A 22,934-nucleotide genomic window follows, 5' to 3' on the forward strand; every position below is an offset into this window, starting at 1 on the left:
CGGTTTGACAATAAGGGAATATATCTACCTTGACTATAAGTATGTCAAGCCCGCGCCAGCGGTAATTTTGTCCCGGCGATAGCCCTGTCGTCGAGGACGGCATGCCGGAAGCGATAAAGCTTCGCCGGTCGGCCGCCCGTGTCGAGGGAGGTCTCCCCGGTCTCCTCAACAAGTTCCTGCTGCTCGACCAATCTCCGGAAGTTCGGCTTGTTGATCAGCCTGCCAGCCAAAGCTTCCACGGTTCGCTGCAGTTGCAGCAGCGTGAAGGAAGGCCGCATAAGCTCGAACACGACCGGCCGGTATTTGATCTTCGAACGCAGCCGCGCGATCCCGGTTGCCAGAATACGACGGTGGTCAGCGACCATTGGTTTGCCAGCCGCGGCCGCAATCGCGTCCCTGCCGCCACCGGCCTCCTCAATCAGACCAGCTTCATAGAGCAACTCGTAGCGTTGGAGCGTGAGTTCCTCGTTCCAATGGCGGTCGTCGAAGCCGAAGGCTATCGCAGCGCGCTGCCGGCGCTCGCGTTGAGTGGTCGGCTCGCTGGCGCCGCCGGCCCACTCAATCAGGCGGGGCCGCAATCTATCGAGCAGCACAGGCGGCGTGCCGAAGCGGTGGTCCTCCCAGGGAAAATATTCGTACCAACTTTGCCAGCCGCACGCGGCCGAGTTCGTTGCCTGTTCCTTCCTGGTCAATGCGAGATAGCTGATTGAGATGACGCGCTGGTGGCGCTCAGTGCCGATGCGATCGCGATCGGCGAAGGTGTAGAGTTGCTCGATGTATCCAAGTGCATGGCCGGTCTGCTGCTCCACCCACCCCCTCAAACCCGACTGCAGTGATCGATGCTCAAGGGCAAAAGGTCCAGAAGGGAGGGTGTCCGCATGACCGACTGTGAGGACACAGGGCTCACTGTCGTTTACGGCGACCACGACGGCAGTCAGGTCCACTTTGGCTTCGTCAGCTTTGACGGCGGCTTTGCCTTTCTTGGTTCTTCTTGTCTGAGGATCCATGTTTGCGAAAGCGGGTTGGCCCAACGGAGCGCCTTAATCGATTGAATGTAACCTTGGAAGCCAGCACGTCAACACCAGAGTACTCAAGCGCTGTTTTTAGCTCTTCGCAGTCGCACAAAAATATGCCAAACGCGACACCCGCTGTTGGTAACGTAAGGGAAGGGGCCTCGGTTGAGCGCGGCTGGTGAGATAAAAGGGATGACTCCTCCAGATATTCGATCGCGAAAAGGCCAGACGCCACTTGTATGCTTGACGGCCTACACCACGCCGGTCGCGAGGCTGCTCGATCGCCACTGCGACATCGTTCTTGTCGGCGACAGCGTCGGCATGGTGCTGCACGGCCTGTCGTCGACGCTGGGGGTCACGCTCGACATGATGATCATGCACGGACAGGCCGTTCGCCGCGGCCTTGAACACGCGCTGATGGTCGTCGACCTGCCCTTCGGTTCCTACGAGGAAAGCCCAGAGCACGCTTTCGGCAACGCTGCGCGCGTGATGGGTGAGACCGGTTGTTCAGCGGTAAAGATCGAGGGCGGCGAGACCATCTCGGAAACCATCCGCTTCCTTACCGCGCGCGGCGTACCTGTCATGGCCCATGTGGGCCTGACGCCGCAGGCGGTAAACACGTTTGGAGGCTATCGTGTGCAGGGCCGGGGAGCCGATGCAGAGCGGATCAGGCGCGACGCCAGGGCGGTAACCGAAGCGGGCGCCTTCTCCTTGGTGCTGGAAAAGATACCGGAGCAGCTTGCACGGCAGATAACCGCCGATATCGACATACCCACAATCGGCATCGGTGCCTCGCCAGCTTGCGACGGCCAGATTCTGGTGAGCCACGATATGCTCGGGCTCTTCACCTCATTTCGGCCGAAGTTCGTCAAACGCTATGCCGAGCTCGGTGAGCAGGCTGAGGCGGCAATCGCCGCTTACGCCACCGATGTGCGGAACCGGCACTTTCCGGCGGTCGAACATCTCTATGTCAACGCCTTGAAGGCCGGTGACTTCACATGAGCGTGCCGATCGCTCGAACCGTGAGCGAGCTGCGCGGCGTCGTTGCGCAATGGCGTCGCTCGGGTGCCACGATCGGTATTGTGCCGACCATGGGAGCCTTGCACGACGGGCATCTGAGCCTCGTGCGGAAGGCGCTCGAAAGGGCCGAGCGGGTGATCGTGACGCTGTTCGTAAACCCCAAGCAGTTCAACAGCCCCGCCGACCTGATTGCCTACCCTCGGACGGAAAGCGACGATGCTGCCAAGCTCGCTCTGCTGGGCACGCATCTGCTCTATGTGCCGGACACAGAGGAAATGTACCAGGTGGGCTTCGCCACGGCCGTTTCAGTGTCCGGCATCAGCGAATGCCTTTGCGGCGCATTCCGGCCCGGCCATTTCAATGGCGTGGCGACGGTCGTGGCCAAGCTCTTCCTGCAGGCCGGCGCTGACTTCGCCTTTTTTGGCGAAAAGGATTTTCAGCAACTTCAGCTTGTCAGGCGCTTGGTCCGGGATCTCGACATTCCGATCACTATTGTGCCCTGTCCGACAGTCCGCGAAGCCGATGGTCTTGCGCTATCGTCGCGTAACGTGCGGCTCTCCCCAGCCCAACGCGCCATTGCCCCAAAACTAGCATCGGTCCTGCTCGATACGGCCGAGCGGCTTGCACGCGGCTCCCCCATCCTGCCTACGCTTGATGAAGCGCGTGCAGCAATTCTGGCTGCCGGCTATCGCGAGCTCGAATACCTGGAGCTGCGCGGAGAAACAGACCTGCAATCGTTAGCAAGCCTTGACCGACCGGCACGCTTGCTTGCTGCGGCTTGGCTTGGCGACACGCGGCTCATCGATAACGTCGCAATATCACCCATCGGTAGTTGGTCAGGTGGGCGGAGCTCTCTCCAATCGGAAGCAGCACAGCAATTGCGGTGATGACGGCGGCGCGTCGTATGCCCTGCAGGGACAGGCCATCATTTAGAACCACGTCTCCGTCGGCTTCCAGCAACCTCCGCGAGGTACGCTAAGCGCAGATGCATCGCGTATTTGAAACCTTGGTCGAGCAACTCTCTGCAAGCGTCGATGCCGTCGATCTCCATGAGGCAATGGCGTCCGCCGCAGCCGGGTTCGACTTTCCGCTCTTCGCTTATTTCACCTACCCATCCGCTTCCGGCGACAGGCCGCGATTGATCTCGAATTATCCATCATCATGGACATCACATTACCTGCAACAGCGCTACCACAGCGTGGATCCCGTGATCCTGCGGGGACTGCGGGGCTGGGATACCTTCGACTGGGGTGTGGACCGCGATCACCGTTATTTGCCGACCTCTCAGCAGGAAGTCCTGGAAAAAGCAGCTGAGTTCGGCATTCGCGGCGGACTGACCATGTCGATGCATGATCATCGCGGCCGGTTCGCCGCACTGACCTTCGCCTCCAACGAGGCGCATCCGCCATTTCTGAGGTCGCTGACGCGCTACGAAAAAGCAATGCAACTGGTTGCGATCAACGTTCATATCCATGCCCGGCGCAGGCTCGCCGAAGATTGCGTGGTAGATGGCATAACGCTCACCCGGCGGGAGTTCGAGTGCCTGAAATGGGCGGCGTGCGGCAAGTCGGCCTGGGATATCAGCCAGATTCTCGGTGTCTCGAAACGCACCGTGACCTTCCATCAGGAAAACGCCAAGGCGAAGCTTGGCGTGCGAACCATCAACCAGGCCGTAGTGCGGATGGCTGCTCGGGCGAGATCCTGATCCTCTCCAAGTCTAGCTGTAAAGGTCTACAGGCTGCATTCATGACGGCTTTGCCCTTCGATTGCGTGGACACATCCCGCACGGAGACGACAATGATGCAGCTGATAACACCCGACTGCTACGCCGAGTTTGCGAGCGAACTCAAGGAAATGCACGGACTTAGGTATCGGGTTTTCAAGAAGCGGCTCGATTGGGAAGTGCAGACCGAAGGCGAAATGGAAACGGACCCGTTTGACAGCCTGAACCCCGTCTACCTGCTTCTCAAGGGGTCCGATTGGCGAACTTGCGGCTGCGTCCGCCTTTTGCCGACCACCGGACCGACAATGTTGCGCGATACGTTTCCGACGCTGCTGGATGAGATGGTGGTCCCTGCGAGTGCCGATATCTGGGAGAGTAGTCGTTTCGCGCTCGATCTCCCTGCGACAGCGCCGAAGGCAGCTGGCGGCCTGGCCCAAGCAACCTACGAGCTCTTCGCGGGGATCATCGAATTCGGCTTGGCCAACAATCTCTCCGGGATCGTAACGGTGACAGATACGCGCATCGAAAGGATCCTTCGTCTCGCCACCTGGCCGTTGTCACGTATCGGACAGCCCAAGCAGGTCGGCAACACCGAGGCAGTCGCCGGCTTCCTCGATATTTCCTACGCCAGTCTCTTGCGCATCCGCTGGAGGGGACGCCTCAACGGGCCGGTGTTGTGGCAACCAGTTCTCATCCAATCGGCATAGCGCCTGCGGATGCTCAGCCGTGACTTGAGTTAAGTCTGCTCACGGCCGCCACCGCCGCCGTGAGGGTGAGCGGACCCGCCCCCACGAGCTTTCGACTGTTCCGGTCGATTGGCTCGCGCGGCCGGACTTTGGATTTCCGTAGGCGCAACCCGCAGTCCAGCGTGAGCACGCCAAAATGGCGCCCCTCCGCTTCGTCCAAAGAAGCCAACGTGGCTTCTGAGGTCGTCTTAGAATATTGGACCGGCCGCCGTGAGCGATCGCAACCTCAAACCTTTGCCGGTATGCCGGTTTGGCCGGACCGTCGGCCAGTCGGAGCAGTCCCCTGATAAGGACCCGAGCTGACGCGCGGTCCAACAGCGCCCGAGCCTATGCTTTGTGCATTACCGTTCGGTTGGCCATGTCGTCCAAGACCGCATGAAGAAGGCTTCCAACCTCCTGCGCAGCGAGCTCTGGCGCAATTCCTACATCGGACAATTGAATGAGCATTTTCTTGGCAGCACAGCGCCAGAACGCACTCGCCGCCTCGCCGTTCTTGGTCTCGAGGGCCTGGGCGATACTTTCGACCAATATACGTCGCCGATGCAGCGGAAATACGCAAATGTTTGATTCATGCATCAATCACCTCACAGATTCAGTTCCACAAAGAAAAACACCGGCGTCTTCAAAAGAGCCCCGCTAGCGCGGTGACGGTTCGCGGCGACATGACGAGTTCCACTTCCCCATCGACAAGCTATTGGGAGATGAGCCGCCGGACCGCATATCCGGGACCGCACATAAGGTGAACCACCATTGCTCATCCGGCTGCATTTTCCTGGGCCGTTCGACGAGGCGTTCCAGCCGAATTGACGTCCAATGACTTGATCTCTGAAAGGGCAGGGCGGTACGAATCACCCGATTGTTCCGCTGCTTACATTCCTGCGAGCTTGTGTATGAACGATTAAAGCGTGCCCGAGCCGTTCTTGGTGGCCGCCGCAGAAGGGAATCATGTCATCCGCTGCCTATCGTAGGCGGCGCGACTTCTAGCATGACTGCACTGCCCCGACAGGGCTTTGCAATCGCGCGTTTCGAAGCCTATGCTTTGGCATCGGCCGGCATTTACTTCGGTGCAGCCGACAGTAAGACGTACGCGCTCTTGCCCCGTTGGAAGAGAGCCTTGCCCGATCCCTCTTTCGCGACCAGGTGCTGAAGCCCTCACCCCGCAGGACTTCGCGCTTTTGCGACCATCGCTGCATCACGTCGAACCGGGCATCAAGGACCAGTTGGAGGTCGCGCATCAGCCGATCAAGAACGTATATTTTCCCGAGAGGGGCATCGCGTCGGTGGTCGCCACCATGACCGGCGGGCGGCAAGGTGAAGTCGGCATTGTCGGCTATGACGGGATGAAAGGAATTGCCGTCATTCTCGGAAAGGAAAGCACTACCTGGCGCCTGCCGGTTGAAAACCTTCGCCCTGCGATTAGCCCGTCGCTTCGCACCTCAGTGCTGGATTATGCCCACGCGTTCCTCGTCCAATCATGCCGGACGGCACTGGTCAATGGCCACTCCAAGATCGAAGAACGGCTGGCCCGCTGGCAGCTGATGGTCCACGACCGTGCGGAAGGAGATAAGATCCTCCCGACGCATGAATTTCTGGCGACCATGCTCGCGCCCACCGCCCGGGGTCACCACGGCCCTGCAAATGCTTGAGTATCGAGGACTGGTGCACGCCAAGCGCGGCGAGATCACGATCATCGACCGTGCCGGATTGATAAAGCTCACACATGGCGCTTATGACAAGGAGGAGCAGCGTTATTTCGGCCTGGCCGCTGCCTGAAGCATGTCGGTTGAAACGGGTTCAGCCGACGTCTCCTTGCCCCTCACCAGGTCGCCCAAAAGCATCAGCGGTTTTGAACGAATCGCAGCTATTGTCCGCAATCGGACATAGGCTTGAAGGCGGTCGAATTCGTGCCATAAGTCGGGTTGGTCAGGGTTCAGGGAGGAATTCGTCATGACCAATTCGTTTCACACCGTCACCGTCGAAAAAGCCGCAGAAGCCTATGTCCTTTCCAGGGGAAGGGTCCGCTTTCTCTCCATGGCGCAGGCGATCCGCGCCATCCGAACACTAATGCCGGCATGCAAGGCCACCGACCGCGAGTTGGAGGAACTGTTGGCGGCCGCTTCCTTCGTTCATGGCGTGCCCGTCGCCTTCGACACAAAAACAGCCGATGGTGTAGAACCACGGCTGCATTCCTAAGAGGGCATGCCGCGCCATGCAGACTGTCAGAGGGCATTCGTCAGATGGTAGTCCGCTAACTTAACTGCAGAGTCTAAAGGACGTGTTCCAGCATTGCGAACTCACCGATCGCTTTGTTGCCAAAGCTGCCAGCAAGCGATCGCCTCATCCAGCCGTTTGCACCATCTCATCACAGACATCATCGCGATGCTACCTGTCCAGCATATGTCCAGCATTTCGCAAGGCGGCCAGAAGGAGCCTCGCATAGCCTGTGACATCGATCTGGGCCTGCATCGAAAGGGGCATGCTGGTCCAGTTCTCCAACGGTGCAATGAAAGGTGAGAAGGTGCCATTGACTAGGCAACAACAGCTAACAAGGCCCTCTCGGTCCAATGCCACCACACCGATCTTGTCGCCTGGATATCCAATGGCTGCGACTCGCTGGACCTCCAGGTCACCGTCCACCCGCACGTCAAAAAGAAGGCTACCACGGCTCCTCGTGGCTATCTCAGCCGCCTTCTCATCAAAGCTTGAAGAGAGCAAGCGGACGCTTTCCACCGCCATCTGGAAAATCACCAAATCCAGTTCATTCACGGCCATATGGGCATTTCCGCGCAACGGGTGGTGATTGCAATGACACATACTGCTTGTTCACAGATGTCGGTCACGAACGATCATTCGTCGGGTTCCGGTTCCGACCAACGGTGTCGCCACCTGATCGTGCTGCGGTTCGAACCTTCCGAACGCGAGCCGAGCGCGCTATGAGGTTGGAGTCTAGGTCTCGGACCCTGCCTCGCGGCCTTCTCATCTTTGGCAGACCCGTTGCAACGCCGCCGCGATGGCGCAAACGCCAGATGACGCTGATCCATCGCTTGATCGTGAACTGAGCTTCTGAACACCATTGGGACAGCAGGGTGGAAGGGCTTGACCAACGCTGCCCCCGTTTTCCAAGAGGACCCGTCCTCGATTGAATCTTTCGAGCCCCGTGCGGCGCGCAGCCAAATGATGACGATCTGGACTCAGCTCGCAGACCGCAAGGCAAAGAGGGAACCTTCCAGGCAGCCAAGCTGCTCGACGCAAAGAGCGGCCTTTGGAGTTCCCAAGAATCGACCCTTCCATAGTTGCGACAGGCAACCACTGCACGAGTGTGGGAGAGCGAATCGCAAGCATTGCGTGAGGTCCTGCGCGTTTTCCCCTCTTTGCTATTTGGCACATCGTTTGCGCCGAAGTGGGCGCAGCGTTCGACCGGAGCACTGCATGGGAGAGGGAGGAGCCCCACCCCGATCCGGTCAAGGAGAGAGACGGTGTTGGTTCCAAGAGTTCCCCGCGCGATCGCAGCGCCCCGCAAGCGCCATTTTGCCCGGACCTACGTGCAGGTACTTGCCGCCATAATCCTGGGTGCCGCAATCGGCTATTTCCATTTGGAGACCGGCCACAGCCTGAAGCCGCTCGGCGATGCCTTCGTCGATGTCGTCAAGATAATCACCGTACCTGTCATCTTCCTGACAATGGCGACCGGCATTGCCGGCATGAGCGATCTGCAGAAGGTCGGCCGAGTTGCCGCCAAGGCGATGGTCTATTTTCTCACCTTTTCGACGCTCGCTTTTGTTGTCGGGCTGATTGTCGCGAATATCGTTCAGCCTGGCGCCGGCCTCAACATCGATCCGGCCTCGCTCGATGTCCAAGCCGTTAAGGGCTATGTGGCCACGGCTCACGAGCAGTCCTTGACCAGCTTCCTGATGAACATCATCCCGTCAACGATTGCCAATGCCTTCGCGGAAGGCGACATCCTGCAAGTCTTGTTCCTCTCGGTCCTGTTCGGCGCGGTCTGCCGCTACAACGGCCGCTCGCTCTTCTCTCTCGTCCGATACATCAAGGACGAGCTGCTGCTCGCAATGTCCTCCTCAGAGGCCGCGCTGGCCTCGCTCATGGAGAAGATGGAAAGGGCCGGCGCCACGCATTCGGTCGTGGGTCTCATTCCATTCAATCTGGACGGCACGAATATGATGCTCGCCGCCCTTTTCATCGCCCAAGCGACGAAAACTGATCTCCCGATCGGCTGCCGGATCCTCATGCTGTTTGTCGCATTGTTCCCTTCGAACGGAACAACCCGCATTACCGGTGCAGGCCTCGTCACAATGGCTGCAACGCTCTTTCTTGTTCCGGCCGCACCGGTCACCTCCGTGGGGCTTATTCTTGGCGTCGATCAGCTTATGTCCGAATGCCACGCGCTGACGGTTTTTCTCCGCAGCGTAGCGGCAACGCTGGCTGTCACCCGGTCCGGGGCGAGCGGGATAAACGACGATTCGGGGAGCGCCTCACTAGCGGACCGTTCAGCGCTCCGGCGGTGGACGGTCAAGTCGCCCGGCGTGGTGAACACAATTCCCCGTGCGAACGACGCTCAGCTATTGGGGTGGACCCGATGGCGCAAAGCCGTATTTGAGAAACCGCCAGATCGCACCGGCACCTGTGCGCCTGTAGCAACTGCGGGGCACGATCAAAACTGACCCATTTTACACCAAAAAGGCGGCCGTTGCTGCCACGCCGTCCATGGATTGGAGACTCATGTCTAAGCCGACTGCCATCACTGTCGCAGCTCTTCTTTTACTCCTCGCCTTGCTGGCGAGCCAATATAGCGCGAACCTGCACCGGCAGGCGTGGTCGACCGACAGGCAAAAGTGGAGCGGCGCATTCGACAACGATCTCCTTCGCCAATCGCCGGCAACCCGCAAGGCGATGCCGTTCTGGTCATATTCAATGACTACCACAACTGTCCGCATTGCAGACTGGCTGATATCAACTACCAAAAAGCCTTCAAGCATGAACCCAATCTGAAGCTTGTGATCAAACAGTTCCCGGTCCTGGGACCGGATTCCCAATTCCCAGCCTTCGCCGCACTCGCCTCGAGAAAACAGGGAAAGTTCGACGAATTCCACCGCGCCCTTATGATTTCCCCCAGTTGAAGGGTCACTCTCAAGATCGCAGCGCGTGTAGGCCTTGACGTTGAGCAGCTCAAGCGGGAATGCAAGATCCGGCCATCGCAGATGAAATGCGCGGTCCGCGCACTCGCGAAAGGTCTGCACTTAGACGGTACGCCCGCGTTGGTGGTCGGCGATATAGTGGTCGCCGACCTTGTGGACATGGCCAGCTTGCAACGCTTGCATCGCCGATGCGCGCTCAAAGCGTGCTGGCTCTCGTGCGGGGCAGCATCTGTAGACCGGCCACGCTGTTGTTGCCGGAGCGTGCCGTTTGTGGCAGCTGGCTTTGCTGTCGCTCCTCGTAATCTTGTTGCGGTCATCCAGCTGCCGTGGGCGCCAACAACAATCCTGAGCGCCCGCGCCTGAAGTCGCTGGCCGGGTGCTCGTGAACCGAGCCCGCTTTTCTTCGGCAAGCTCAGGCGGTCTTGGCCCTGCGGCATCGCCCCCTGGCGCGGGGCAGCCTTCGGCTGCTGACGGTCGCCGGCCTGTCGGCCGGCGTCTTTCTATTGTGGCCTTCCCCCTGGCGCAGGGTGGGCAGCACTCCCTTCTAGGCCCGCCGCGGCGTCCCGCAACCCTTCGCTTGTCGCTTTCGGGTCCTCCACTCCGTTCCGGTCCTGCTGATGCAGTCCGCCTCCGACGGCGGGCCTTTCCGGTCGCTTTTGCCGCCCACCCCGCTTCCGGGGAGGGCGCGCGATTGTAGAGCGGAGGACATCACGATGCGTGCAAACAACAAACGTTGCGGCAGCCGACAGGCTGGCGCAGACAGTGGCGGGCGCACCGGCGCCAGCCTTTATCAGGAAATCACCGACCGCATCATTGCCGAACTGGAGCGCGGCACCGTGCCATGGGTCAAGCCGTGGGGCAGGGCAAGGACAGGCCTCGGCCTGCCGCGGAATGCGGCCACCCAGCGCCGATATTCCGGCATCAATATCCTGATCCTGTGGGGCGCGGTCATCGAGCGCGGTTTCCCCAGCCAGAACTGGCTCACCTTCCGGCAGGCGCTTTCGCTTGGCGGCAATGTCAGGAAGGGCGAGCACGGCACCACCATCGTTCACGCTGACCGCTTTGTTCCCAAGAACGAAAAGCAACGCGCCGACACCGATGGCGACGAACCGCAGGCGGTGCCCTTCCTGAAGCGCTTCACCGTCTTCGATGTCGCGCAGTGCGATAATCTGCCCGAACATCTTTACGCCGCCGGCGAGCCTCTGCCTGAGCGCGAGATGGTCCCGCAGGCCGAGGCGCTCATTCATGCAACCGGCGCTGATTTTCGCATCGGCGGCGAGCGCGCCTTCTACATGCCCGGCAGCGACACCATACAGGTGCCGCCGCAGCCGGCTTTCTTCCACCAGATCGACTATTACCGGACCTGCTTTCACGAGCTTGGACACTGGACCGGCCACCCGAGGCGACTCGCGCGCGACCTGTCCGGCTCCTTCGGGTCCAACACCTATGCGCGCGAGGAACTGGTCGCCGAAATCGCATCAGCCTTCATCTGCAGCAGTCTCGGCATCGAGCCGAGCGTGCGCCATGCCGACTACATCGGCTCATGGCTGACGGTTTTGCGCGAGGACAACCGCGCCATCTTCCGCGCCGCAAGCCATGCCTCGAAAGCCGCCGATTTCCTGCTTGGCCGCAATGTCGATGTCGAAGGCGAGGCACATGCCGAAACCGCCTATGGGAGCGCGCAATCCTCACACGCGACCGCCTTGCGCCTCTGATGACGCAAAGCCGCGCGCAACCAACTCGACAGTTCTTTTGAGGTTGCCCTAACGCCGATGGCCGGCGTTGGCGTCGATCGTTCATCGGACCGAGGTTCGCAAAAAAAGAGGGCGGCATTGATGCCGCCCTCTCGTTGCGAAAGCTGCCAGAGCTGGATTAGAAATCCATGCCGCCCATGCCGCCCATGCCGCCGCCGCCCATGCCGCCAGGCATGCCGCCGCCAGCCGACTCCTTCTTCGGAGCCTCCGCGATCATGGCTTCGGTGGTGACCAGCAGGCCGGCGACCGAGGCCGCGTCCTGAAGAGCCGTACGGACAACCTTGACCGGATCGACGATACCCATGGCGATCATGTCGCCATACTCGCCGGTCTGGGCGTTGTAGCCGAAGGTCGCGCCCTTGTTCTCAAGGATCTTGCCGGCAACGATCGATGCTTCCGCACCGGCGTTGGCCGCGATCTGGCGGGCCGGAGCCTGAAGCGCACGACGCACGATGTTGATGCCGGCGGCCTGGTCGGCATTGACGCCGGTGGCCTTGATGTTGGCCGAAGCGCGCAGCAGCGCGACGCCACCACCAGCAACGATGCCTTCTTCGACGGCCGCGCGGGTCGCGTTGAGGGCGTCATCGACGCGGTCCTTCTTTTCCTTGACTTCGACTTCCGTCGCACCGCCGACGCGGATCACCGCAACGCCGCCGGCGAGCTTCGCCAGACGTTCCTGCAGCTTCTCCTTGTCGTAGTCCGAAGTGGTCTCTTCGATCTGCTGCTTGATCTGGGCAACGCGGCCCTGGATCTCGGCCTTCTTGCCGGCGCCGTCGACGATGGTGGTGTTCTCCTTGGAGATCGACACCTTCTTGGCGCGGCCGAGCATGTTGAGGCCGACGTTCTCGAGCTTGATGCCGAGGTCTTCCGAGATGACCTGGCCACCGGTGAGGATGGCGATGTCTTCCAGCATGGCCTTGCGGCGATCACCGAAGCCCGGCGCCTTGACGGCGGCGATCTTCAGGCCGCCACGCAGCTTGTTGACGACCAGCGTGGCCAGAGCCTCGCCTTCGACGTCTTCCGAGATGATGAGCAGCGGCTTCGAGGTCTGCACGACGGCTTCGAGAACCGGCAGCATGGCCTGGAGGTTGGACAGCTTCTTCTCGTGCAGGAGGATGTAGACGTCCTCGAGCTCGGCAACCATCTTGTCGGCGTTGGTGACGAAGTAGGGCGAGAGGTAGCCGCGGTCGAACTGCATGCCTTCGACGACTTCGAGTTCGGTCTCGGCGGTCTTGGCTTCCTCAACCGTGATGACGCCTTCGTTGCCGACCTTCTGCATCGCTTCGGCGATCATCTTGCCGACCGAAGCATCGCCGTTGCCGGCGATGGTGCCGACCTGGGCAACCTCTTCGGAGGTCTTGATCTTCTTGGCGTTCTTAATCAGGGTCGCAACGACGTCGGTTACCGCGAGGTCGATGCCGCGCTTCAGGTCCATCGGGTTCATGCCGGCGGCAACGGCCTTGTGGCCTTCCTGGACGATCGACTGCGCCAGAACGGTCGCGGTCGTGGTGCCGTCGCCAGCGATGTCGTTGGTCTTCGAAGCAACTTCGCGGACCATCTGCGCGCCCATGTTTTCGAACTTGTCCTCAAGCTCGATTTCCTTGGCGACGGTGACGCCGTCCTTGGTGATGCGCGGGGCGCCGAACGACTTGTCGATGACCACGTTGCGGCCCTTGGGGCCGAGCGTGACCTTCACCGCGTCAGCGAGGATGTTGACACCGCGCAGCATGCGCTCGCGGGCATCGCGGGAGAATTTTACGTCTTTGGCAGCCATTTTTAGCTCCTGGCAGGGGCTTCAATCGAGCCCGGGAATTCAGTTGACGAAAGGGCCTGATATGAGCCGATGATGCCCATGATGTCGGATTCCTTCATGATCAGAAGGTCTTCGCCATTGAGCTTGACTTCCGTGCCCGACCACTTGCTGAACAGGATGCGGTCGCCGGCCTTGACGTCCAGCGGGACCAGCTTGCCAGCTTCGTCACGAGCGCCGAAGCCGACAGCGATGATCTCGCCTTCCTGCGGCTTTTCCTTTGCCGTGTCGGGGATGATGATCCCGCCAGCGGTCTTGGATTCGGATTCGACCCGGCGAACGACCACGCGGTCATGCAGCGGGCGGAACTTCGACTTTGCCATTTTCGGATTTTTCCCTGGTGCGCTGTTGAGGGGTTTTTGTTAGCACTCGCGATGGACGAGTGCTAACGCGATAGTGAGGTAGGCTGTAAGCGGGCACTCGTCAAGACGGACGAGGGCAGGCGAGGAGCTCTGGCCCCCTCCCCGGTGGAACCCAACGCATACGCGGCATCCGCGTTGATGGCTGCGAGCCCCACATTTCCATTGAATTCGGCGTCATGACGCCAACTTGCTCGCGCCGCTTCCAAGTCGTCAGTCGTGCTGCCGTCAGCACGAACATAGGGCTGCGCTTCACTTCCCGTCGAAGCCGCGGCAAGCAGCGTCGCCGTCAGCACGCTCCTTTGCAGATGCTTGCCAAAGGTGGACAGTGAGCGCACCTGCGCCGGGCTGTTGGTGCGAACGTAAGACGTCATTGACAACTCCTTTTTGCAAGTCGAGCCCCTTCTCCACCTTCGGCCGCCGTCGACGCGAAGAAGTCCGCATCGCGTTGAAGACGAGCTGCGAAAAAGAGAAAGATGTGTTTGATGGCTGCGGCCCCAACGGTGCCTTCAGATTTGAGATCACTTCCGCCGCGAGCGGCTGAAGCTCCTCGCAACGTCAAATCGAATCTGCTGCCAAGCCTCCAGGAAAGGAGAGCATTGCTCATCTCGCGCTTGTGCATGCAGTCAACCTTCGATCCGTGTTGCCACATCAAGAGCAAATGCCGTGCCAAAGCTCACTGGGAAGTGAACGCATGGCTCTCCCTGAAAACCTCACAAATCCAGCATGGTCAATTGTGCGGAACCCGACATGCGTCTTCTGCCACTGTCAGCTTTCGGACAGGCATGACGCGTTTCGCGCCGACCACCGGTCGATCGGTTTTGGGGCCGGTCTGTTCGCCTCATAAGAGCGCGTTACATTGCGTAGCGGTTTCCCGAGCGCCGCCACATGACACTGGACCTGCAGGTAGCACCGGCTTCTCATCCAGCCTTACTTTGGCCCCCTCGCGTATCAAATTCCCGCTGGCGAGCCCTGCTTTCATAGATCGCACCATGCCGGATGTCTGCTCTGGCGCCCGACCCGCTGGCACGATCTCGATCCGGCATAAGGGCGCAGCATCTTTGCAGGCCGTTTCATCCCGGCGTCCTGCTTGGCTGACAGACCGCACTTGGCGAGCGGTCTCCATGCTCTCTCCAAGGACCATCCCTGCGGCTGGCTTGTCGACCTATGGGCGGGTCCGGCCGCCCGAAACCCTCGCGCCATCAGCTTTTTTCCCCGCCGCCTGCGGCGGCTTCCTCGCGCCGCTTCGCTCACAAAAAAGCTGCCCGCTCGGGTCCTTCACTGTCGCTGCGGCCCTGTCGGATTCAGGCGGTCCTGACGCGCCCATTACGGTGCGCCATCGCAGGGGATGGTCCCCGGCGAAACCACAAAAGGAGACTTCGAAATGACCGCGATCGGTTACGTCAACAAGCAGGAAAACGGCGCCTACAAGGGCCAGTTCAAGACGCTCAGCGTCCGCGCCGACATCGATATCGTCCCCAACCAGGCCAAGAGCGCCGATAACCATCCCGACTTCCGGGTGCTTACGCAAGGGGTCGAAGTCGGCGCTGGCTGGATCCGCACCGGCGAGACTTCCGGCAAGGATTATGTGAGCCTGTCGATTGCAGCGCCGGAGTTCGGACCGCGCAAGCTCTACGCCAATCTCGGCCGAGCCGCCGGCCAGGACGATCACGACACCTACGCCATCATCTGGAACCCGGCCGACTGACCGGCCGAGATAAGAGCCTCGCGCCGCAGCCCCGGCGCGGGGCTCATTCCCAGGAGTTCCACCCAAACCCCGTCCGCCCTAAAGGGCGGCGAAAACTCTCCCCCGACTCTTCGCCCGTCCCCGAGACGATCTCCCTCGCCCATCCTCGCCCTCGCTTGTCCGAAGCGAAACGAGGATCATCATGGACGACGAAAACGAACGCGCGGCCCGCGCGAAAAAGGGCAGCCCGTTTCTCAGCACAGCCCAAGCCGCCTTCTATATCGGGCTCTCCCAGCGCACGCTCGAAAAGATGCGGCTCAAGGGCGGCGGCCCGAAATTCCGCAAGCACGGCCGCTATGTCCGCTATCACATCGACGAACTCGACCATTGGTCGAAAGGACACCCGCAGCACTCCATCGCCGGCGATGGCAAGGCCGGTTCCGGCCAGGGCGGCACGGGAGGCCGTTCATGAGGCGGCGCCCTTCCATCCATCTGATCGGCAGCCGCCTGAGGCGTGTTCGAGCCCGTAAGACGGTCGCCTTGGCCGCGGCCGGTCTCGGTCTTTTGGGCTTCACGGCGCTGGGAAAGCCCGCCCCTTGGCTGGTCTGGAACGCCTCGGCCAGCGCGCCGATCGGCCTTTACCGCATCGCTGCGGGAGCGCTGGCGCGTGGCGATCTCGTGCTCGTGCGCCCGCCTGAATACGCGGCGTATCTCGCCGCCGAGCGCAGCTATCTGCCTCGCAATGTGCCGCTGGCAAAACGTCTTGCAGCGCTGCCGGACGATAATGTCTGCGCCTTCAATGACGCCATCATCATCGGCGGCGACATCGTCGCGCGCCGGCTCAAAATCGACGCCGAAGGCCGACCTTTGCCATGGTGGAACGGCTGCCGAGCGCTCGGGGATAACGAGGTTTTCCTGCTCGGCAGCGACAAAAACCGCTCCTTCGACAGCCGCTATTTCGGGCCTGTTCCCACTCAAAATGTCATCGGGAGGCTCGTACCACTATGGACCGAGTGACCCTCCTCTTGTTGGGCATGATCGCCATTGCGCCATGCGCCTGTTCCGCCTCGACCGGCGCTGAGCCGGTCGCCATCTCCCAAAGTCCGCAGCTGCGAAAGTGGCAGACGTTGGTATCGGAAGCAAGCCGGCGCTTCCATATTCCCCAAGCCTGGATCTATGCCGTCATGGCTGCCGAAAGCGGCGGCAAGACAATGCGCGGCGGCCGCCCCATCACCTCCCCCGCTGGCGCCATGGGCCTCATGCAGGTGATGCCCGGCACCTATGAAGAGATGCGGGTCGAACACGGCCTTGGGCCTAACCCCCACGATCCGCGCGACAATATCCTGGCCGGCACGGCCTATCTCAGTGCCATGTATGACCGCTTCGGATTTCCTGGCCTGTTTGGCGCCTACAATGCCGGTCCCGAGCGCTACGACGAGCATTTGAAGCGTGGCAAACCGCTGCCAGAAGAGACCGTCGAGTACCTCGACCAACTCAAGGCGGCCGGAGTTTCGGCGGCCGACATCGAGGCGTTCGAAAGCCAATCTGTCGCTCCAAAGGCGCAAATCGCTCCTCTCGGACGGTCGCTGTTCTTCATTCATGACGGTGTTCACTCAGGCGTGCGAAACGGCGATCTCTTCGTGCCGCTCGGCAAGGACGGCGCGCAGCCGAAGGAGCCGGTGCGTTAGCCATGGCGGACGGGGGCGCGTCTGGCGGGGCTGGGCGCGGAAGGCAAGATAAAGGTACCGCCTCCAGGAGGCGGTTAAATCTTTGTCTGCACATCGTTTTTCCGGGAGGCTGCCGCCGGTGCCAAGAGGGTTTGACGTGTAAGTGTCTGATTTTGCTTGATATGTCTGGGAGGCTCGCATTAAGGATGACGAGTTCAGGCCGAAGCTCGGCAAAATCGGGTCGCGCGGCTCGAAGGCCGGCAAACGCTATGCCGGCCAGGTTCGTGCGGCGATCAACCGGGCTGGCGGCCGGCCGCAACGCGGTGGTCGCTTCACAGGAAGCCGGACAGGGCGCGGCGGGGCGGCCGCCGCACTGCTGAAATCGCGCGACCGGTATGCCGCCTTCCGCCAGCGCCGGGTGATCGTCAAGGCGCGGGTCGTCAAGCTCGCCGGCAAGGGCGCGGACGGGGCGCGTGCCCATCTACGCTATCTTCAGCGCGACGGGGTCACCCGCGAAGGTGAACCTGGCGAGCTCTACGGCGCCGACAGCGGCCGCGTCGACGGCAAGGCGTTCATCGATCGCGCGGACGGCGACCGCCATCAGTTCCGCTTCATCGTCGCTGCCGAAGACGGCATCGAGTACGACGACCTCAAGGCGCTGACGCGGCGGCTCATGGCGCAGATGCAGGAAGACCTCGGCACGAAGCTCGACTGGGTCGCGGTCGATCATTTCAACACCGGCCACCCGCACAGCCACATCATCGTCCGTGGCAGGGACGACCGTGGCGAGAACCTGGTCATCGCGCGCGAATATATCTCATCTGGCATCCGCGAGCGGGCGGCCGAGCTGGTCAGCCTCGATCTCGGTCCGCGAACCGACCGCGAGATTGAGCTTCGCCTGCGCCGGGAAATGGAGCAGGAACGCTTCACCAGCATCGACCGTCGGCTGCTCAGCATGCGTGATGATGACGGCCTGGTCTCGCCGGGCGGTCCCGACGCCATTCGCCAGACGCTGCACCAGGGACGGCTGCGCAAGCTCGAGCGGATGGGTCTGGCCGCGGAGGTCGGCGCTGGCTCCTGGCGCCTCGACGATGAGCTCGAAGCCACGCTGCGCCGCACCGGCGAACGCGGCGACATCATCAAGACCATGCACCGCGAACTGACCGGCAAGGGGCTTGCCCGCAGGGCCGCCGACTGGGTGATCCACGATCGATCCGGCGAGCCCGTCCAGTCTCTCGTCGGTCGCGTTGTCGCGCGTGGACTGGCCGACGAGATCAATGACCGCCATTACATGATCGTCGACGCCGTCGACGGTAAGAGCCATTGGATCAACATCGGTAGAGGCGAGGCGATGGAAACGATGCCTAATGGCTGCATCGTGCGTGTCGCGCCAAGGAACACCGAGCCGAGGCAGGTCGATCGTACCATCGCCGAAATCGCCGCCGCGCATGGCGGCCGTTACGACGTCGATATGCACCTGAAGCATGACCCATCCGCCACCGAGAGCTTTGCGCGAACGCATGTGCGGCGGCTGGAGGCGATCCGCCGCGCGACCGGCGGCGTCGAGCGAGAGCCGAACGGCACCTGGCTCATCGCGCCGGACCATCTCGATCGCGTCGCGAATTATGAGGGCCAGCGGGCCAGGGCCGAGCCTGTCGTTGCCGACAAGCTCTCCTCAATGGCGCTGGAGCGACAGGTCAGCTTCAACGGCGCCACCTGGCTCGACCGGGAGCTGGTTGCCGATAGACCCGAGCCTTTGCACGGATCCGGCTTCGGCCGCGACGTGAGAGAGGCGCAAGCTCGCCGGCGGCAGTGGCTGATCGCGCAAGGCCTCGCGCATAAAGAACAGGATGGGATCGTCTATCGAGCCAACATGCTTTCGATCCTGCGCCAGCGAGAACTGAACCGTGTTGCTGGCCAACTGTCGGAGGAACTTGGCCTGCCCTATGCCGAAGCGCGATCCGGAGGACGAGTAGAGGGTACGCTCCGCCGCTCCGTCGAGCTTGCCAGCGGAAAATATGCCGTCGTTGAAAAGTCGCGCGAGTTCACGCTGGTGCCATGGCGGCCGGTGCTTGAGCGCCATGTGGGCAAGGAGGTCTCCGGTGTCGTAAGTGGGGAGGGGATTTCATGGACCGTCGGCCGGCAAAGGAGCGGACCTGGTGTTTCGTGAGATGGTGTACAGCTTTTTAGCCAGCGGCGCGGGCAGCCATGCGAGCCCGCGTAGACCTTATGGCCGCACGCCCGCAATCGGTCGCATGGACCTGCCAGGCGGGGCGGCTTTGGAGCGTTCGGACCCGACACGCTGCGTGAGTGGCCAGACTTCGAGCGCTCGAAGATGCGGACTGTTGTCTGCTGGCCGGCGTTATTCCGGCTGGCCTATGACCGCGGCGCAACAGTTCACCGCTGAAGTTGCCACGGGCGAACATCGACAAGAGAAAAAACACCATTGCGCGATACAAATCGCCGTTGAAAGCGTTTAGGTTGCATGCGCTTCGCCAAGTAAACGGATACCCCAGAAGAGAGCCATGACCACGGCCCGCCATATCGTGACGCTGCTTAAAAGCCACATTGCCGGCGACGAGGATCGTTTCCTCTCTATCGCGATGCAGCTTGCTGCGCATGAGGCACGTCAAGGCCATGGTAAGCTTGCTCAGGAGCTCAAGGATCTGGTCGACGCAGCCAAGAGCAGGGACGCCCGGATTGTCAAGAGCAGTCGGCCGGTTCCCCTTTTTCAGCCAAAGGGCGAGCTCGCAGGGCTCCTGCATGTGCGCTATCCGGACCTGCGACTGACCGACATGATTTTGCCGGACAGTCTGCGCTCGCGCCTGCACCGCGTGCTGGGAGAGCAGCGCCAACAAGCAAGCTTGCGCGAGCACGGGCTTGTTCCCCGTCGCAAACTGCTTCTGGTCGGCCCGCCAGGATCAGGCAAGACGATGACCGCATCGGCATTGGCCGGGGAGCTTCATCTGCCCCTTTTCACGATCGTCCTCGATGGTTTGATCACCAAGTTCATGGGAGAGACTGCCGGAAAGCTGCGGCTTGTTTTTGATGCAATGCAGGCGACGCGGGGCGTCTACTTCTTTGACGAATTCGATGCCATCGGCGCGCGTCGAGGCGAACGCCAGGATGTTGGCGAGATTCGGCGCGTGCTGAATTCGTTTCTGCAGTTTCTCGAGCAAGACGACAGCCACAGCCTGATTATTGCGGCAACAAATCATCCCGAGCTGCTCGACAGAGCTTTGTTCCGCCGTTTCGACGATGTCATCGAATACGCCGTGCCCGATCGGCCGATTATAGAGGCGCTGCTTCGGGCTCGACTCGACCGCTTCGACACCAGAGGGCTTGCCTGGAACGAGGCGATCTCTCAGGCAGAGAGACTGTCGCAGGCCGAGATCACGCGCGCGGCCGACGACGCTGCAAAAACCATCATATTGCGGGGGGGAAGCGGATCACCTCGGAAGCGCTCATCGACGCTCTGAAGGAACGCCGGCAGGCGTCGCTGTTTGAGTAGCGACAGCACAGATCATAATGGCAGACGATTTTCCGCGCGACCGCGCCCATATCCACCTTCGCAACAACGGCATTCGGGAAGCCTATCGGCGGCCCAACCAACTTATACATGCACCGCCGCTGCCGGCGCGTGATCGGGCGTCGCATGCTGCGGCCTTGACGCAATCCATCGAACAAGCGGTCGAAAGTGCACGCCAGCAGATTGCGGCGCGTGACCCCCAGCTGTCGGTCGGCACGCCTGGCTTTTACCTCGCGATCGATCTGCCCATGTCCGGACGGGCGGCCCTCGACCAGTTGGCCGATCGTCGCCAGCACATGGAGCTGGTCGCCGTCCATGAGCCAACTCAACCCGGTGCTCCCATCACAGCGTCGGTGTTCCTGCCGCAAAGCGCGCAAGCCTATTATTTGCGGAAAGTCGAGGCGTATCGAGACGTTGATACTGACCGCGGCAGACCGCGCAACGAGCCGCTCGTCTCCCGCATGGAGACAGTCAGGCTGGCGACTGCACGATCGTTGTTTACCGACCACGACGACCTCTTCCCCCAGGCCGCTGACGAGCAGGTGTGGTGGGAAGTCTGGCTGCGCGACGGTCGCCGCGAGAACTTCGAGCACATTGCCGAAGCCCTGAACATCACTTTGCGCACGCATGCGGTTAGGTTTCCGGAGCGGGTGGTCATGCTGGCCCTCGCCAGCACGGCAATGCTCGACCGCATGATTGCGCACAGCGATGTCGTCGCCGAGCTGCGGCGCGCGAAGGATACGCCGTCCTTCTTCCTGGGCCTTGGCGGCGCGGAGCAAAGGGACTGGAGCGACGAGCTTCTCGGGCGCGTCAGACCGCCTCAATCCGATATTGCGGTCTGCATTCTCGACAGCGGCGTGCGTCGCACCCACCCGTTGATCGAACCCGCACTTGCCGTTTAAGACTGGCACACCGTCAAACCGGCATGGGGCAGCGACGACACACCTGCGTGGAGCGGCCACGGGACGCGAATGGCAGGTGTCGGCCTGTACGGTGATCTGGTCCCGCTCCTGGTCGGAGGCGATCCAGTTCCATTGCCCTTTCGGCTGGAGAGTGTTCGTATCCTTCCGCCAGAAGACGAGGCAAACGATCCAGAACTCTATGGCGCGATCACCGCGGAAGCGATCGCCCGCGCCGAGGTGCAGGCGCCGGAGCGCCGCCGCGCGATCGCAATGGCTGTGACAAGCGCCAGTCCGGCGCGTGGAAGGCCCACATCGTGGTCTGCCGCTATCGACCAACTCTGTTTCGAAGAGGAACAGCGACGCTTGATCGTTCTCTCTGCCGGCAACATCGGCGATGACCTCATGCCGGCCGAGCATTTGACGCGCAACGATCTGGAAGCAGTCGATGATCCTTCTCAGGCCTGGAATGCGCTGACGGTCGGCGCTTTCACAGAAAAGGTCGATATCATTGACACCGACTTTTCGGGCTACGCTCCGATCGCGCCGGTCGGCGAGCTCTCGCCGCGCAGTCGCACTTCGGTCGTTTGGGACAGGCAGTGGCCGGTGAAGCCCGAGGTCGTCTTCGAAGGCGGCAATCTCGCCCATGACGGTGTGTTGCCCGGCGAGCCGATCGACGATCTGCAGATATTGACCACTTTCTGTCGACCCGAACTGCGCCACTTCACCACCCTCGGAGATACGAGCGCGGCAACGGCCCATGCCGCACGGATGGCGGGACTAATTCTATCAGCGCGCCCCGAGCTGTGGCCTGAATCGGTTCGCGCCCTGATCGTCCACTCGGCCGAATGGACTCCGGCGATGCGCGCACGCATCGATGCGTGCAACGGAGCGAAGGGCGAGATCCAGGCGCTCGTGCGGCGCTATGGTTACGGCGTGCCAGATCTTGGGCGCGCGCTTCTGTCAACGGTGAACGACCTCACGCTTATCGTTGAAGATGAGCTTCAGCCTTTCCAGCGCGAGGGCGGCGCGGCTGCCAAAACGCGTGACATGAAGCTGCATCGCCTGCCTTGGCCGAAGGAGCAGCTCGCGGCGCTCGGCGCTGCCCAGGTCGAGCTCCGCGTCACGCTGTCCTATTTCATCGAACCCAACCCCGGTGAACGCGGATGGACCCGCCGGCATCGTTACGCGTCCCATGGTCTTCGGTTCAGAGTAAAGTCAGCGACCGAGACAGTCGACGAATTCCGAGCCCGCATCAATCAGGCCGCTCGGGACGAGGAGGAAGGGGCGCCTGCTGGAGGCGGAGAAGAGTGGCTGCTCGGCACCTTCCGCGATCGCGGCTCGTTGCACGCCGATTTCTGGTCGGGCAGCGCCGCCGATCTCGCCGAGCGTGACGCGATCGGCGTGTTCCCGGTCGGGGGCTGGTGGAAGGAGAAGCCTTACCTGGAACGCGTCGACGCTCTGGCTCGGTACGCCCTGATTGTGACGATTCGGGCGCCTGGGGTCGATGTTGACATCTTCACACCCGTCGAAGCAGCCCTGACTGTCGAGACGTCGGTCGAGACCTGATGCAG

Annotated in this window: 20 protein-coding genes and 3 pseudogenes; 17 read left to right on the forward strand and 6 right to left on the reverse strand. The window is 61.6% G+C overall.

From position 1 onward, the window contains the following. Positions 1 to 44: 44 nt before the first annotated feature. Positions 45 to 1,007, reverse strand: a complete 963-nt coding sequence (locus EJ077_RS02150; RefSeq protein WP_126063926.1) for an NUDIX hydrolase — start codon at positions 1,005 to 1,007, stop codon at positions 45 to 47. A 171-nt stretch (positions 1,008 to 1,178) separates the two neighbouring features. Here EJ077_RS02150 and panB point away from each other — a divergent pair, with 171 nt between their 5' ends. From panB to EJ077_RS02170, 4 genes are all read left to right on the forward strand, one after another. Continuing rightward, positions 1,179 to 2,015, forward strand: a complete 837-nt coding sequence (panB, locus tag EJ077_RS02155) for a 3-methyl-2-oxobutanoate hydroxymethyltransferase (protein ID WP_126063927.1) — start codon at positions 1,179 to 1,181, stop codon at positions 2,013 to 2,015. Beyond that, entirely contained in the window at positions 2,012 to 2,920 is a 909-nt protein-coding gene (panC, locus tag EJ077_RS02160; RefSeq protein WP_024505565.1) for a pantoate--beta-alanine ligase, read from the forward strand. The genes panB and panC overlap by 4 nt, the downstream gene beginning before the upstream one ends. Before the next feature lie 98 nt (positions 2,921 to 3,018). After that, complete coding sequence (locus EJ077_RS02165) at positions 3,019 to 3,738, forward strand: LuxR family transcriptional regulator (RefSeq protein ID WP_126057768.1); 720 nt, start codon at positions 3,019 to 3,021, stop codon at positions 3,736 to 3,738. Positions 3,739 to 3,830: 92 nt separating this feature from the next. Next, on the forward strand, positions 3,831 to 4,463 hold the full coding sequence (locus tag EJ077_RS02170; protein WP_126057769.1) for an acyl-homoserine-lactone synthase: 633 nt from the start codon (positions 3,831 to 3,833) through the stop codon (positions 4,461 to 4,463). A gap of 366 nt (positions 4,464 to 4,829) precedes the next feature. On the opposite strand, the gene EJ077_RS31820 is transcribed toward EJ077_RS02170, so the two are convergent. After that, entirely contained in the window at positions 4,830 to 5,078 is a 249-nt protein-coding gene (locus tag EJ077_RS31820; protein WP_063169245.1) for a DUF6074 family protein, read from the reverse strand. A 599-nt stretch (positions 5,079 to 5,677) separates the two neighbouring features. On the opposite strand from EJ077_RS31820, the gene EJ077_RS02180 reads away from it, so the two are divergent. From EJ077_RS02180 to EJ077_RS02185, 3 genes are all read left to right on the forward strand, one after another. Next, positions 5,678 to 6,148, forward strand: coding sequence for a Crp/Fnr family transcriptional regulator (locus EJ077_RS02180; RefSeq protein ID WP_245454734.1), 471 nt, complete (start codon positions 5,678 to 5,680; stop codon positions 6,146 to 6,148). Continuing rightward, a complete protein-coding gene (locus tag EJ077_RS32495) occupies positions 6,141 to 6,275 on the forward strand; it encodes a hypothetical protein (RefSeq protein WP_256754986.1) in 135 nt (44 codons plus the stop codon). Before EJ077_RS02180 ends, EJ077_RS32495 begins: the two co-directional genes overlap by 8 nt. Before the next feature lie 174 nt (positions 6,276 to 6,449). Continuing rightward, positions 6,450 to 6,695: a hypothetical protein gene (locus EJ077_RS02185; RefSeq protein WP_063169243.1), complete on the forward strand. Its 246-nt coding sequence runs from the start codon at positions 6,450 to 6,452 to the stop codon at positions 6,693 to 6,695. A gap of 189 nt (positions 6,696 to 6,884) precedes the next feature. Here the strand turns inward: EJ077_RS02185 and EJ077_RS02190 are convergent, their stop codons facing one another. Continuing rightward, positions 6,885 to 7,274, reverse strand: a complete 390-nt coding sequence (locus EJ077_RS02190) for a hypothetical protein (protein ID WP_024505560.1) — start codon at positions 7,272 to 7,274, stop codon at positions 6,885 to 6,887. A 707-nt stretch (positions 7,275 to 7,981) separates the two neighbouring features. Between EJ077_RS02190 and EJ077_RS02195 the strand changes: the two genes are divergently transcribed. The 3 genes from EJ077_RS02195 to EJ077_RS02205 all read left to right on the forward strand — a co-directional run bounded on the left by EJ077_RS02195 (position 7,982) and on the right by EJ077_RS02205 (position 11,370). Continuing rightward, a complete protein-coding gene (locus EJ077_RS02195) occupies positions 7,982 to 9,181 on the forward strand; it encodes a cation:dicarboxylase symporter family transporter (RefSeq protein WP_416859549.1) in 1,200 nt (399 codons plus the stop codon). 171 nt (positions 9,182 to 9,352) lie between these two features. Further along, entirely contained in the window at positions 9,353 to 9,637 is a 285-nt protein-coding gene (locus tag EJ077_RS32720; protein ID WP_224570942.1) for a thioredoxin domain-containing protein, read from the forward strand. Between the two features lie 731 nt (positions 9,638 to 10,368). Next, complete coding sequence (locus EJ077_RS02205) at positions 10,369 to 11,370, forward strand: ArdC family protein (protein ID WP_126059319.1); 1,002 nt, start codon at positions 10,369 to 10,371, stop codon at positions 11,368 to 11,370. A 157-nt stretch (positions 11,371 to 11,527) separates the two neighbouring features. Here the strand turns inward: EJ077_RS02205 and groL are convergent, their stop codons facing one another. From groL to EJ077_RS31560, 3 genes and pseudogenes are all read right to left on the reverse strand, one after another. Beyond that, a complete protein-coding gene (gene groL / locus EJ077_RS02210; protein ID WP_126057772.1) occupies positions 11,528 to 13,183 on the reverse strand; it encodes a chaperonin GroEL in 1,656 nt (551 codons plus the stop codon). A gap of 65 nt (positions 13,184 to 13,248) precedes the next feature. Beyond that, positions 13,249 to 13,542 (reverse strand): annotated as a pseudogene (groES, locus tag EJ077_RS02215) (co-chaperone GroES); the annotation flags it as partial. Between the two features lie 62 nt (positions 13,543 to 13,604). After that, positions 13,605 to 13,952 carry a hypothetical protein gene (locus EJ077_RS31560; protein ID WP_063169239.1) on the reverse strand — a complete coding sequence of 116 codons (348 nt, stop codon included), beginning with the start codon at positions 13,950 to 13,952 and terminating at the stop codon, positions 13,605 to 13,607. Positions 13,953 to 14,962: 1,010 nt separating this feature from the next. On the opposite strand from EJ077_RS31560, the gene EJ077_RS02220 reads away from it, so the two are divergent. The 7 genes and pseudogenes from EJ077_RS02220 (at position 14,963) to EJ077_RS02250 (ending at position 22,929) form a co-directional block, all read left to right on the forward strand. Beyond that, a complete protein-coding gene (locus tag EJ077_RS02220; protein ID WP_024505644.1) occupies positions 14,963 to 15,286 on the forward strand; it encodes a DUF736 domain-containing protein in 324 nt (107 codons plus the stop codon). A 181-nt stretch (positions 15,287 to 15,467) separates the two neighbouring features. Beyond that, positions 15,468 to 15,737, forward strand: coding sequence for a helix-turn-helix transcriptional regulator (locus tag EJ077_RS02225; protein ID WP_024505645.1), 270 nt, complete (start codon positions 15,468 to 15,470; stop codon positions 15,735 to 15,737). Positions 15,738 to 15,829: 92 nt separating this feature from the next. Continuing rightward, positions 15,830 to 16,282: a S26 family signal peptidase gene (locus tag EJ077_RS02230; protein WP_244514236.1), complete on the forward strand. Its 453-nt coding sequence runs from the start codon at positions 15,830 to 15,832 to the stop codon at positions 16,280 to 16,282. After that, positions 16,270 to 16,953, forward strand: a complete 684-nt coding sequence (locus tag EJ077_RS02235) for a lytic transglycosylase domain-containing protein (protein WP_024505647.1) — start codon at positions 16,270 to 16,272, stop codon at positions 16,951 to 16,953. Before EJ077_RS02230 ends, EJ077_RS02235 begins: the two co-directional genes overlap by 13 nt. 178 nt (positions 16,954 to 17,131) lie before the next feature. After that, a complete protein-coding gene (gene rlxS / locus EJ077_RS02240) occupies positions 17,132 to 19,102 on the forward strand; it encodes a relaxase/mobilization nuclease RlxS (protein ID WP_024505648.1) in 1,971 nt (656 codons plus the stop codon). 355 nt (positions 19,103 to 19,457) lie between these two features. After that, positions 19,458 to 20,443, forward strand: a pseudogene (locus EJ077_RS02245) (AAA family ATPase). A 17-nt stretch (positions 20,444 to 20,460) separates the two neighbouring features. After that, positions 20,461 to 22,929, forward strand: a pseudogene (locus tag EJ077_RS02250) (S8 family peptidase). Positions 22,930 to 22,934 lie beyond the last annotated feature (5 nt).

Origin of the sequence: Mesorhizobium sp. M8A.F.Ca.ET.057.01.1.1, assembly GCF_003952565.1 — a bacterium.
Taxonomy (GTDB): Bacteria; Pseudomonadota; Alphaproteobacteria; order Rhizobiales; family Rhizobiaceae; genus Mesorhizobium.

Coding starts and splice junctions, on each gene's coding strand:
- EJ077_RS02150 (WP_126063926.1), bottom strand. CDS start 1,007: ATGGATCCTCAGACAAGAAGAACCAAGAAAGGCAAAGCCGCCGTCAAA.
- panC (WP_024505565.1), top strand. CDS start 2,012: ATGAGCGTGCCGATCGCTCGAACCGTGAGCGAGCTGCGCGGCGTCGTT.
- EJ077_RS02165 (WP_126057768.1), top strand. CDS start 3,019: ATGCATCGCGTATTTGAAACCTTGGTCGAGCAACTCTCTGCAAGCGTC.
- EJ077_RS02170 (WP_126057769.1), top strand. CDS start 3,831: ATGATGCAGCTGATAACACCCGACTGCTACGCCGAGTTTGCGAGCGAA.
- EJ077_RS31820 (WP_063169245.1), bottom strand. CDS start 5,078: ATGCATGAATCAAACATTTGCGTATTTCCGCTGCATCGGCGACGTATA.
- EJ077_RS32495 (WP_256754986.1), top strand. CDS start 6,141: ATGCTTGAGTATCGAGGACTGGTGCACGCCAAGCGCGGCGAGATCACG.
- EJ077_RS02185 (WP_063169243.1), top strand. CDS start 6,450: ATGACCAATTCGTTTCACACCGTCACCGTCGAAAAAGCCGCAGAAGCC.
- EJ077_RS02190 (WP_024505560.1), bottom strand. CDS start 7,274: ATGGCCGTGAATGAACTGGATTTGGTGATTTTCCAGATGGCGGTGGAA.
- EJ077_RS02205 (WP_126059319.1), top strand. CDS start 10,369: ATGCGTGCAAACAACAAACGTTGCGGCAGCCGACAGGCTGGCGCAGAC.
- groL (WP_126057772.1), bottom strand. CDS start 13,183: ATGGCTGCCAAAGACGTAAAATTCTCCCGCGATGCCCGCGAGCGCATG.
- EJ077_RS31560 (WP_063169239.1), bottom strand. CDS start 13,952: ATGACGTCTTACGTTCGCACCAACAGCCCGGCGCAGGTGCGCTCACTG.
- EJ077_RS02220 (WP_024505644.1), top strand. CDS start 14,963: ATGACCGCGATCGGTTACGTCAACAAGCAGGAAAACGGCGCCTACAAG.
- EJ077_RS02225 (WP_024505645.1), top strand. CDS start 15,468: ATGGACGACGAAAACGAACGCGCGGCCCGCGCGAAAAAGGGCAGCCCG.
- EJ077_RS02235 (WP_024505647.1), top strand. CDS start 16,270: ATGGACCGAGTGACCCTCCTCTTGTTGGGCATGATCGCCATTGCGCCA.